The following is a 12,592-nucleotide window of genomic DNA, read 5'->3' on the forward strand; positions in this document are numbered from 1 at the left end:
TGATGAACTATAGCAGTACCAAAGCTGATAGAAAATATCAACGATGAGGCGCTTGACATATGGTCATTAAATGGATAGAAATGAATCTATAATAGTTCATATGTAAACTAATAAAGAACAATTAGTGGCACGCAACTGTCTCCGTGTAAGGAGTAACCCTATGGCATCTGCTTCTGTTGGTGGCCGCCCGGTTGTTAACCGTGACCGAGCTTTCCTGATCCTGGCGGCGATGACGGGGCTCACGCCCCTGGCGACAGACATGTACATCCCGGCCTTCCCGGCGATGGCTAATGAACTGGCGGCGAGCGGCTCGGCTATCCAGTCAAGTATCGCCGCATACATGTTGGGCCTGGTGGTAGGGCAATTGCTGTTGGGTCCGATTAGCGACCACACCGGACGGCGTCCGTTATTGGTCGCCGGAGCGTGGTTGTTCGCACTGTTTTCGGCCGTCTGTGTTGTAGCACCCGGAGCGGATCTACTGATTCTGGCGCGACTGCTACAAGGTATGGCAGGGGCTGCCGCGATGGTGCTGGCGCGGGCCATCATCGGCGATTGGTACAATGGCGCTGAAGCCGCACGACGGTTTTCCGCGCTCACCATGATCTTCGCCGTTGGTCCGATTCTCGCGCCAGTGTTGGGCGGCTTGTTGCTGGGGGTCGGTTCCTGGCGATTGATCTTTGTCGTCCTGGCTGTGCTCGGTGTGTTGTTGGCGCTGCCGAGCATGGTGTGGATCCCGGAATCACTGCCGCCGGCGCGTCGTCACACTGACAGTCTGGTACAGGCTTTCCGTACGATGGGGGCGTTGCTGAAGCGACGCGTGTTCGTTGGCTATGTTCTGGTTTTTGCCTTCGCGACCGTATCACTGTTTGCCTATCTGGCAGGGGTCTCGTTCGTACTGCAAAGCGTGTTCGGTTTATCCGAATGGGTGACCAGCCTACTTTTCGGGCTCAATGCCATCGGGATGTTGTTAGGTGGCGCTGTTTTTGGTGCGCTGTCTCGCCAGTATCATGTGCATCGTTTTCTCGTTGCCGGAGTGGTGTTGGGCCTCGTAGCAACATCAATACTCTGGGGCTTTTCGGTTAGTCTGTTGCCGACGTTAGCCGCGTTATTCGTGGCTATGCTAGCAACGGGACTGGTGTTTCCTGCCGTCTTGGCGGCGGGACAGGCTGCCGCGCCTCATGCGTCTGGCGGTGCCTCCGCATTGCTGGGGGCAGGGCAGTGCCTGTTCGGCGCGCTGGCCGCCCCATTGGTCGGTGTGTTTGGCGTTGAAAGTGTCCGGCCGATGGCCGGGATAATGATTGCGGGTTTCGTACTCGGCGGGACTGCGTTGATAGTTCTGATTCAGCCCTGGCGTCAGCATGATCCGATTCAAACCAATCAGGGGTAAACCAGCCATGGACACAGCCATGTTAGATGCAATTAAGTGTCTAACACGTAGGTTTACATCGCTACTTCTTCCGTGTCACTTTGGCTGCGCTGCTTTTAAAAAAACGGGGTGAGAAATTCTATGACAAATTACCACAGCTACGACCCGAATGACGGCCATCGCCTGCCGCACAACCCGATCAAGGCGATCATTGCCCCACGTCCCATCGGCTGGATCTCCAGCGTTGATCTTGAAGGCCGGGCCAATCTCGCCCCCTATAGCTTCTTCAATATTGTTTCGGAGAACCCTCCTATCCTTATGTTCAGCAGCGAGGGAAGGAAAGACACCATCCGCAACATCGAGGATACGGGAGAGTTTGTTTTCAATTTGGTTACCTTGCCGCAGGCCAGGGCCATGAATTTGACATCAGCAGCTTGGCCAGCCGATGTTGATGAATTTAAAGCAGCCCGACTAGAGAAGATCGCATCCGAAGTTGTTGCGGCGCCTCGCGTTGCGGGAACCCCCGCAGCAATGGAGTGCAAGTTGCTGGATATTCGGCGGCTCGTCGATATTAATGGGCGTGATGTGGGCGCCGAAATCGTTACCGGACAGATCGTGAGAGTCCATATTCTTCAGGACGCGCTCATTGGTGGCAAGTTCGATATCATTAAGGCGCAGACGATCGCCCGCGCGGGCTATCGCGGCGACTATGTTGATGTTAAGGAGACATTCGAGATGCTTCGACCAGCCAATCTGAAAAACGCGACTGATGACGGGAACGGCGACATGAAGGCGATGGGGTGATTTTATCCGTTTTTTCAGTCATCTGTAGATATTAGCAGGCGACTATAGGACAAGCGCCGGGAACGAATGTTTTTGATTTTTACCCGGCGCGGCAACCCGTTTTGTTATCCTTTCAGATACCAGCCCGAACCCATTTTAGGGCTGAAGTCGATATCCACTTCATCCTGATAACACACCTGATCACCAGGTTATTCTTTAGCCAAAGCCTATGCGTTAGTGGCTCGTTTTTCCTCATAATGCCGATCTCTTTTATTTTTAGTATCGATACGGCTCTGCGCCAGACAATAAAGTGGGGAAGCAGAGGCGAAATCAAATCCCATGCGGTTTCACGAACTCCGTAACGAGCCGGAACTGTACATTTATGAAAAATAAGTTTTTTTAAATCATATCTATTGCGGGACACCGGCTAAGGTGTCTGCGAAACCAGTGGAGATTCAGATTTGATAGAAAAAAAATGAAATCTTACTGGTCTTATCTTTGTTGCCGCACGTCTTAATTAATGTAGGGGATAAAAAACCGGAAACTAACAGAGATGGCGGCGGAAAAAATGACAATATCAATAAAAAAGAACTTTAAGTTAAATAAACTGTATCTATCATTTTTTGCAATATATTTAGTCAATACAAGTGCCTTGGCGCAAGGGGAACTTATCGTTTCCGCTCAGCCTTTGGGGCAGGCTGTCGCTGAACTTGCACGTGAAACGAACGTAAATATCCTGGTGCCAACCAATCTTGTTGAAGGTAAAAATGCGCCGGCACTTTCGGGAAATCTTACCGTGGAGCAGGCTCTGGCCAGGCTGCTCGCTGGTACTGGGTTGACGTCACAAAAAATTAATGACAAAACTTATGTAATCAAGTCTGATCCATCAGCCCCGGTTATACCGTCAAAAAGTGCTGACAGCACTTCTCTTCCCACAATCAGCGTTTTCGGGGCTTCGGAAAGCACCGGGGCAGAATTCATCGCGGATTCCAGCGACACGGCGACCCGTTCTGATTTGCTTCTTTCGGAAACGCCTCAGTCTGTTCAGGTATCAACTAATGATTTGATTCAAAGCCGCCAAACGCAGACGGTCGGAGAAGTGCTGTCCCAGATGGCAGGGGTGACTACAACGCAAAATGGCGGCAATGGCTCTGGGTCAGTGTATATACGCGGCGTGTCTGCCAGTACCATGTCGAATGGTCTGTCAGATACGGGCTCATCGAACTCACTACTCATACCTACTGTGGGCGTGGAAAGAGTAGAGGTTATATCCGGCGCCGATTCAATTATCTCAGCGGGTATGAATCCTGGCGGGACTGTTAATATTGTATCTAAACAACCTACCGCCAGAACGGTGAGAGAGCTGACTCTCGAAACCGGTTCTCATGGTCATATGCTGGGTGCAATCGATCTGGGCGGCGCGCTTACTGATGATCAAAAGTTAACTTCCCGACTGGTTATTTCCGGAGACACAGCCGACCACAGTTTTGGCGGTTATGACGGACAGCGGTCGAAATATTTTGCGCCTTCTCTAAGATGGACATCGGGAGGTACAGATCTGACCGTAGGTTACCAGCATTTGTATGTCAGTCAGTCTCCCGTTCCGGAAACGCTGCTTGGAAGCAGCGGACCTTATCCTTTAGTTGGAAGATCCTCCCCGTCAAAAAATTCAACAAGAATTTCAGATACGGTTAGAGCTAGTCTTAAGCAGGACTTAGGCGACCATTTCCAATACGTAAGTAAAGCGCAATATAATAAATCCAGTTATGAATATAACGGCTTTTATAGCCTTCAGGGCGGAACCCCCCAATCAGCGCAATATTTGGGCTTGTTTGATAAAAATACCTACTATGGATACAACTTAGACAATTATCTATTAAGTAAATTTCAGCTTGGTGAAACCAAACATACCTTCACCACTGGATACACTTATCAGGCTTATTGGTCCACTTCAAATGGCCCAGACATTGGATACTATATTAGGCCTTTTCCTGCATCGAGCCTGCCAGGGGCGCAAGGCGCATCCGAATATAATTCAACAAGCCGTGCCGGGTTCAATAATCTCTATTTTCAGGAGCAACTGGAGTGGGGGGATTTTCGTTTACTCGCCGGCTGGTCGAAGGGAACGTCCTGGAGTCATACGCTGCCAAGACAATCGAAATGGGTACCGAATTATGGACTTCTGTATCAGGTAACGGATGATACTGGGGTTTACGTTAATACCAAACGAAGCTATCTGGTTACCGGTTCAAAATTACTGGATGGCAGCATGGCGCCGCCTCAGTCAGGGAAATCTACGGAAGTTGGCACGAAAACCAACTTTTTGGATGGCAATCTCACTCTCAATACTGCGCTATATCAGCTCGCAATTGATAATGCCGCAATACCTGACTACGCCACCGGTACCGTTTCATTAGGCGGCGCCTTGAAACTTCGAGGTGCGGAACTCAGTCTTACCGGTAAAGTTTATACCGGACTGAATGTGGCGTTATCTTACACCTATAGCCAGATTGCCTCTTCGCCGATTATGGATAGACGTAGCGTGCCGAAACATAATGGGTCGCTTTGGTTTACCTATGACCTGCAAACACCGCAACTCGCTGGTTGGGGGTATGGCGCAGGGATCCAAGCGAGATCTGATTATGTTTATGGATACCCCGCGGTGGGGCTTGCTAATCCTGTTCCGGGACAGGCCCAGGTCGATACCAGTGTTTATTATAAAGCCAAGGATTGGTCTGTTACCTTAGGTATTCATAATATATTCGACAAAACACTTTACCAGTCATGGGGTTCCCAAACGGTTTCGTTGCAACCGGGCCGTGAATTTTACCTGACGACTAAAATAAATTTATAAGCTGGTGGAAACAGTGATATTTATATTGAACAGGCTCAGGTTTCCCCGGAAATTTCATGTCAAGAAACCAAAGGGACAGTTATTATCACTGGCCGCATCAATAATATTGCACTTGCCTGCCGCCTTGTTTCTTTGGCAGGCGAATATTAATGCAAACGTGCATCAGAAAGCGGTGAGCCATGAAAAGGGTACGCTGTCGATTCAATTGGTTTCGCAAAGCCAAGAAAAATCGGCTGATCTACCGTTAGCGCCCCAAGTTGAAAAAGAGTATTTCCAAAATCCAGTTGAAAACATATTAAAGGAACATGAGTCAGTATCTGAAGAAAGTAAAGATCTTCCTACAGATACGGCTGAGAATCGTATTTTAACAACGGATGATAAATCCGCTGTAAAATTACCTAACGCAGAAGAATCAAAAACACCAGTCAAGACTGCGGCTGTACAAAAAGCGACTCCGAAGTTAAAACCTGACCATAGCCTGTCTCAAAAGAAAGCAAAAAATAACACGGATAAAAGCAGACCTCATGACAGGGTAAACAACAGCCAGTCAGCAGAAATGGTCAGTACTGTAAATAGCGAAAATATGAATAACATGAAGGCTGATGTAATCGATAGGAGTAAAAAACAAATGTCGTCAGATGTTCTGACACAAGATGTTGATGCGCTTTCATGCACTATACCACAGCCTGATTATCCTGCCAGAGCAAGACGACTTAATCAGGAAGGACAAGTAAAGTTCAGAATAACTGTTAATGCGACGGGGGAAATCACAAATGCTAAGGTTATTGAATCGAGTAAATATACCATTCTGGATAATGCAGGCTTGAAAGCGATTATGGGGGGACATTGTAAGCCCTATCTCCTTAATGGAAAACCTGCGTCAGTCACCGTTGTTCAGCCTGTTGATTTCAAATTAGGTTAACCAAAATATAATATTCGAGAGTTAATTATGGATTACAATATTTCTCTGGCATTCAAACAAGCAGACATGGTCACACTAGGCATCGGTATAGTTCTGATTCTTATGTCAATTGGTTCATGGTCTGTAATCATTTTCAAGTTATTGCAACTATTTAGAATGAGAAAATTTGGTCTGGATGCTGATAAGAGATTCTGGGTAAACAAATCTCTGCGCGAAGGAATAGCTGCGCTGGGGCCTTTAGACGGACGCAATCCATTTCAGCAATTGGCGGAGGCCGCCAGAATTGCATCTGAACGCCATAGCGAAACGCATTTAAATGAAATACTTTCACCTGATGAATGGCTGCAAAGATGTCTCAATGTTTCTTTTGAAGAGCAAATGAGTTATCTCACGAAAGGTCAGAGCTTTTTAGCTTCAGTCGGCAGTACCGCACCCTTTGTCGGATTATTCGGTACGGTCTGGGGTATTTATCACGCCTTAATCGGCATAAGCGCAGCCGGTCAGAGCAGCCTTGCAGAGGTTTCAGGTCCAGTCGGCGAAGCGTTGATCATGACTGCGTTTGGTCTGTTTGTCGCTATTCCAGCGGTGCTGGCTTTTAATGCAATCAGCCGCGGGCATTACGATATCGTTCATAAATTAATGCGTTTCAGACACGAACTACAGGCTTATATAATGAGCGTGGAGAAAAAACTTTCCTAATTTTACATGGCGATGAATTTCGCTCCTGGCTTCGGCTTCCATGATAATTGAAAAAGGTGAAAAAATGTCAATTTATAATAACTACAGGCCTGCTCTTTCAAGCGAAATCAATATGACACCGTTAATTTATGTTATGCTCGTGTTGCTAATCGTATTTATGGTGACACTTCCTGTTTTGAATAATGCGGTAAAAGTGGACTTACCTAAAACAAGCGGCAGCGCTGATATAAGTGAAGAAACAAAAGTAGATGTTTCAATCGATAGCCATGGGCAAATATACTGGGATAATAAGCTTATATCTCTGCCTGTTCTCAGAACTCATCTACAGGAAGCCTCAGTTAAAAATCCGCAACCTGAAATTGCTTTAAAATCTGATCGCGCCGTACGCTATGAGTCAGTTGCGGATTTTCTTGCTGAAGCTCAGAGTTATGGTCTCAATAAGATTAATTTCGTCACCAGTGCGCAACCTGTAGAGAAATAAAAATGAAAATAAACGAGCTAAAGGAGATTAACTGCGAAGCCCTATTAAGCGGGGAGTTGCCTGTTCTTATTGATTTTTGGGCGCCATGGTGTATTCCTTGTCGTACATTACTCCCCTATATCGAAAAAGTGGCCGAGGATTATCATGGTGTAATCAAGGTAGTGAAAGTGAATGTTGATGAGGAACCTTCCTTATCACGAAAATTTGCTATACGTGCGCTGCCGACACTGATAATGAAAAATAACGGTAATGAAATATTACGATTAACAGGACCCTCTGCGTTGAGGCTGCGGGTTATGCTGGAGCGCAGTCTAACGGAAGCAGGTATTCACTTGCCTGAAGCCGTTGATAACAAAAAGGGTAACAGCCTAACAAGTTTAAATGACGTCGTGGGTAATAAAGCATTTAGTAGCTTTCATAATAGCCATAAGCTGAAAGCTGCATGCCTGGCGCGTTTTCATGAGGGAACTGCTAAAACGGAACAGGGGCATATTATCCCGGTGACATTGCGCTTAACGGGAAATAATAGCATTGAGGAACAGATCGGAATTCCCATTAGAGTCGGTCGTCTGATTGATACGCTCGATATTTGGCTGAGATCGCTAACTGACGATCAAGATAAAACAGATTCCTTAATCGATGAACTGTTGACGGCGATACCTCTGGGCAAAGACCTTAACATCTATCTTAATCGCGTTATTGCCGATGCTTTATATAACTCTGAATGGCGGATTAAACTAAATCTTGACAATAAGAAAGATGTTGAATTGGCGGCTGAGGTTGAATTATTACATCGTGCCGAGTTAGAGGGCGATAGTATAAGCAATACGACATGGTCAAATTATCAGCGCAAGGCTGTATTGCTCAATGAAGGCAACACCAGTCAGCAATCAAGCATGGTTCTGGAAAATATTGCCAGGCCTCTGGCTGAACTCGATGCACAGCATGTGCTTACATCTTCTTTTCACCTTGCAAAAATTCACTATGAACATCAAATTCAATGGGGAAAAGAAGATGAAAAAAGGTTCAGCGAGCTCAATTCATTATATTTAAAGCACAAAGAGTCAAGTGGAATATATATCGATAACGCCGTATCAGAAAAAGAGTTTCAAGATGATTTTTATCGTCCTTACAGACAGGAAGACGGGAGCTTCTGGGAAAAATTCGATAAAATTCAGGCATTCACTTCAGTTTCGACAGGACGATTAGCGGAGTATTGGCGGAAGGTTTTTATTGCCGAACTTTCTAAACATTAAGTATTGAAATTTATTGGTTGTAATGGAGATTCGCCGCTGTGAATAACTTATCTTCGCATAATCTTTCTTTAGCCAGGGCTATTTTGCTTGAGCCTTTTGGGCTTGATGATGCCTTTATCTCGCGTGTTTTATTGGATGTTTCTTCGCCTGTTGTTGATTATGCAGATTTGTATTTTCAGTCAAGAAGTTCCGAAGGATGGAGTCTGGATGAAGGTGCGGTTAAAACCGGAAATTTTACCATCCATCAGGGGGTCGGTATTCGCTCGGTTGCGGGCGACGGCACGGCGTTCGCTTATACTGACGACCTGGCGCGAGAATCAATACTTCACGCGGCCGCAGCGACTAAATCAATTGCTACTGCCGGCGGAGGCGCAGCGCGGATACCTTCTTCAAAGCCCCTTGCGGTGGTTCACGGCCGTGAGCTATACACAACGTCAGATCCTACTTTGTCAATGGATGCTATTGCGAAAGTCAAGCTACTGGAACGTATTGATAGCATTGCCCGGCAGCGTGACTCACGGGTTACGCGGGTCATGGCCAATATCGCCGCCGAATTTAACGTGATCCTGATTGCAAGGAATGACGGGGTAATTGCCGCAGATATTCGACCGATGGTTAGTTTATCAGTGAGCGTGGTTCTCCATCACAAAGGCGACAATCGCACAGGCGTCGGCGGAGGCGGCGGCCGCTTCAATTATGATTACTATAGTGATGAAATATTGCTGGGTTACATCGATGATGCGATTCGCGGCGCCAGCGTCAATCTCGAAGCACGGCCTGCTCCGGCGGGAAGGATGCCGGTAGTCCTGGCTGCCGGGTGGCCAGGTGTGATGCTACATGAAGCGATTGGACACGGACTCGAGGGCGATTTCAACCGTAAAGGCTCATCCTCATTCGCAGGCCGCATCGGGGAACGCGTGGCTGCGCCGGGCGTCACAATCGTTGACGACGGCACCCTCCCAGGTCGCAGGGGATCTTTAAACATCGATGATGAAGGGAATAAGACCCAATGTACCACATTGGTTGAAGATGGCATTCTGACAGGTTATATGACCGACTCGCTCAATGCCCGCTTAATGAATTTACCGGTATCGGGTAACGCCAGACGCAATTCATATTCTTCTCTGCCATTACCGCGGATGACAAACACATATATGTTGAACGGTGATAAAGATCCCGATGAAATTATCTCTTCTGTTAAGGATGGGTTGTACGTAAAAAATCTTGGTGGAGGGCAGGTTGATATTACCAATGGTAAATTCGTATTTTCCACCACTGAAGCCTATCTGATTAAGAATGGCAGGGTTATTCATCCTGTAAATGGAGCAACATTAGTTGGTAGCGGTCCTGAATCTCTTAAATTTGTCACGATGATTGGCAATGATATGAAACTTGACTCAGGAATAGGAACCTGTGTTAAGGAAGGTCAAACACTCCCCGTCGGCGTGGGGCAGCCAACTTTACGTATAGACGATATGACGGTTGGTGGAACACGATGAAAATGAGTGATTTTTTACAATTTCAGTTGCTCTCACTGCATAAGGTGGGAGGTGTTTGATATGAAGTCATCGACCGATAATCGTCATAAAGATTACAGTATCAACGGCGTTTTTTTTAAACGGTTCATCAAAATTTCCATCCCATACTGGACGCGCCCCGGCGCATGGAAGTCATGGGTTATACTCGGTATCTTTTTGGCATTTTCTTTTGCGGAAACCGGCCTTGCAGCCAAATTGTCTTTTCTTGCAAAAGATATGACTGACGCATTAGTCAATAAGCAAGAGGTGGAATATTGGAAGCTGCTACTATTGATTACGATTATAGGCTTGATCATAAATAACGGAATACTGGCGATAGTGTTCGGCTATATTTATGACAAAATGACTATCGACTGGAGAAATTGGTTAACGAATCATCTGTTAGGTCGTTATTTGGCGAATAAGTCCTATTATAAAATTGAACAGGGATCGCTGGTCGACAATATTGATCAGCGCATGGAACAGGAGGTTATGCCCTTTTGCAGTATGGCGACTACATTACCGCGAACTTTTATCTTTTCGGTAAGCACACTGGGATTTCAGGGAACCATACTTCAGCAAATTTCGCCAACGCTTTTTTACAGCGTATTCATTTATGGGTTGATATCATCCTATATTACCTGGCTAATATATCGCCCCTTCATCAAGCTTAACTTCGATTCAACGGTTGCCGAAGCGGATCTGAGATATGGTATGTTGCATGTCAGAAATCATGCGGAAACCATTGCTTTGTATCGTGGCGAAGAGGCGGAAAACGTCAGCGTTTTGAGAAGACTGATACTCGCAGTCAACCTCCAGATACGGAAGCTACGCTACAGCGTATTTATGACATCGATACAAGCCCTGATGAGTTTGTTCTGGGGGTTGATGCCGATTCTTATTCTTACACCTTTATATTTCAAGGGTGAAATCAGCTTTGGTGTTATTGCGCAAGGTTCAGCTTCAGCGGCAATCATGCTTTCAGGGATCAATCAATTCACCAATTTTTTGCCGTTATTTGCTCAAGCGGCTCCCCATGTTGTCCGACTCGCTCAGATTATCGAAGTAACAGACGAAATCAATAACGAACCTGAAACCCGAAATAATATGATTGAAATAAACAGAGGATCTAATCTGCAAGCAGACAACCTGACGCTTCAAACCCCTGGCAGAGAAAGGACTTTGCTTAAGGATTTCTCTATCACTATCAACAATGGGGAACATCTGCTTATTCTGGGACAAACCGGCGTGGGGAAAAGCTCATTTTTGAGAGCCGTCGCCGGCTTATGGCGTGAAGGTAAAGGCAGTATTACTTTACCTCAGCAGGACCGGCTGCTATTTCTTCCTCAACGGCCATACATGCTGCTGGGAAGCTTGCGGGAACAGATTTCATATCCTGCGGCGCATTGTGAGATGACTGATGAACAATTACAAAAATTGCTTGAGGCGGTAAATCTACCGAACCTGGCCAAATATCACGGCGGCTTCGATTCGGTTATCGACTGGTCAAAGGTATTGTCATTAGGAGAGCAACAGCGAATTGGCTTTGCTCGCGCACTGGCGTCAGGCGCGAAGTTTTTCTTCCTGGATGAAGCAACCAGCGCAGTTGATATGAAAACTGAGCGTTTACTTTATAAAACGCTCATCTCAAGTGGTGCTACGGTAATCAGCGTGGGGCATCGTCAGACCTTACTTGAATATCACTCAAAAGTCCTTGAACTTAAAGAGGGCGGTTTGTGGCGGGTGATTAGTATCGAACAGGCATATTATGAAATAGCCAACGATCATAATAAAGAGGCGGTTTAACTTGAAGGCTGATTCAACAGTGAATTTTACTGAAAGAATTGTCATTGAAGTTAAGAGATAAAACCTTTGAGTTTTCGAACGTTGGTAGTGTATCCACTGACTTCAGAAGACTGATTAAGTTTCAAGACGGGTGTATCGCATGAGTAAAATTAAGATGTTCGGCAAGACTGAATTACCTCATTCACCTGAGGAATTAAAGCAAATTTCTGAAGATATACTATTGCATGCTAAAAAATTAGGCGCTACAGAAGCAACTGCATTAGTGAAAGAGAATGGCGGTCTTTCTCTAAAAGTTCGTAAACAGAAGATAGATACTATTAAGCATCATCTGAATAAACAGATAAGTATTTCTATCTTTTGTAAGAATAAATCAGGGGCCGCTCAGACCTCTGATTTCTCTCGTTCTTCTATCGAACGTACCGTTGAATCAGCATTTAATATTGCTCGTTTTACGTCTGAAAACGATGATTTTCAACTTCCTGCTGAAGAAGATCTTGAACATAATCCTCCCGCGCTTGATTTGTATCACCCTTGGGACATCTCGATTAGCGATGCAGTAAAATTAGCGACACGCGCCGAAAGCGCCGCCTTGAGCCAGGATCCACGTATTACTAATACGGATGGGGCAAACTTCGGCAGTGAATCTTCACATTTCGTTTTGGCAATGTCTAATGGATTCATGGGGGGATATGCAACGTCGGCTCATTATCTATTCTGTTCAGCGCTTGCTGAAGAATCAGGGCTTAAACAGATGGATGGCTGGTTGATCCTACCCACGAATGGTGGACACGCTGTTAAGCGAGTAAAATCGTTAACAAGGTGAACCATGACGCAAGCAAAATCTGTGAAGAAGACATCCCGTAATCAATATACCCCGGAGTTTCGCCAGCAGGCGCTGGCGCTGGCTG

At 46.1% G+C, this 12,592-nt stretch carries 10 protein-coding genes; all 10 read left to right on the forward strand.

The window, feature by feature from the left end; genetic code table 11:
- The first annotated feature begins 160 nt into the window (after window positions 1-160).
- The 10 genes from ABRZ26_RS23000 (at window position 161) to ABRZ26_RS23050 (ending at window position 12,507) form a co-directional block, all read left to right on the forward strand.
- Window positions 161-1,387, forward strand: a complete 1,227-nt coding sequence (locus tag ABRZ26_RS23000; protein WP_319606427.1) for a Bcr/CflA family efflux MFS transporter — start codon at window positions 161-163, stop codon at window positions 1,385-1,387.
- Between the two features lie 120 nt (window positions 1,388-1,507).
- On the forward strand, window positions 1,508-2,170 hold the full coding sequence (locus ABRZ26_RS23005; protein ID WP_319606428.1) for a flavin reductase family protein: 663 nt from the start codon (window positions 1,508-1,510) through the stop codon (window positions 2,168-2,170).
- A 532-nt stretch (window positions 2,171-2,702) separates the two neighbouring features.
- Entirely contained in the window at window positions 2,703-5,003 is a 2,301-nt protein-coding gene (locus ABRZ26_RS23015) for a TonB-dependent siderophore receptor (protein ID WP_319606429.1), read from the forward strand.
- 13 nt (window positions 5,004-5,016) lie between these two features.
- Window positions 5,017-5,925, forward strand: coding sequence for an energy transducer TonB (locus tag ABRZ26_RS23020; RefSeq protein ID WP_319606430.1), 909 nt, complete (start codon window positions 5,017-5,019; stop codon window positions 5,923-5,925).
- 27 nt (window positions 5,926-5,952) lie between these two features.
- Complete coding sequence (locus ABRZ26_RS23025) at window positions 5,953-6,624, forward strand: MotA/TolQ/ExbB proton channel family protein (RefSeq protein ID WP_319606431.1); 672 nt, start codon at window positions 5,953-5,955, stop codon at window positions 6,622-6,624.
- Between the two features lie 40 nt (window positions 6,625-6,664).
- Window positions 6,665-7,105 carry an ExbD/TolR family protein gene (locus ABRZ26_RS23030; protein ID WP_319606432.1) on the forward strand — a complete coding sequence of 147 codons (441 nt, stop codon included), beginning with the start codon at window positions 6,665-6,667 and terminating at the stop codon, window positions 7,103-7,105.
- 2 nt (window positions 7,106-7,107) lie between these two features.
- On the forward strand, window positions 7,108-8,361 hold the full coding sequence (locus ABRZ26_RS23035; protein ID WP_319606433.1) for a thioredoxin family protein: 1,254 nt from the start codon (window positions 7,108-7,110) through the stop codon (window positions 8,359-8,361).
- A 38-nt stretch (window positions 8,362-8,399) separates the two neighbouring features.
- Entirely contained in the window at window positions 8,400-9,860 is a 1,461-nt protein-coding gene (tldD, locus tag ABRZ26_RS23040; protein WP_319606434.1) for a metalloprotease TldD, read from the forward strand.
- A 60-nt stretch (window positions 9,861-9,920) separates the two neighbouring features.
- Window positions 9,921-11,684, forward strand: coding sequence for an ABC transporter ATP-binding protein/permease (locus ABRZ26_RS23045; protein WP_319606435.1), 1,764 nt, complete (start codon window positions 9,921-9,923; stop codon window positions 11,682-11,684).
- A 139-nt stretch (window positions 11,685-11,823) separates the two neighbouring features.
- Complete coding sequence (locus tag ABRZ26_RS23050; RefSeq protein WP_319606436.1) at window positions 11,824-12,507, forward strand: PmbA/TldA family metallopeptidase; 684 nt, start codon at window positions 11,824-11,826, stop codon at window positions 12,505-12,507.
- Window positions 12,508-12,592: the final 85 nt, after the last annotated feature.

Source organism: Brenneria sp. L4-2C (assembly GCF_040240335.1).
Taxonomy (GTDB): domain Bacteria; phylum Pseudomonadota; class Gammaproteobacteria; order Enterobacterales; family Enterobacteriaceae; genus Brenneria.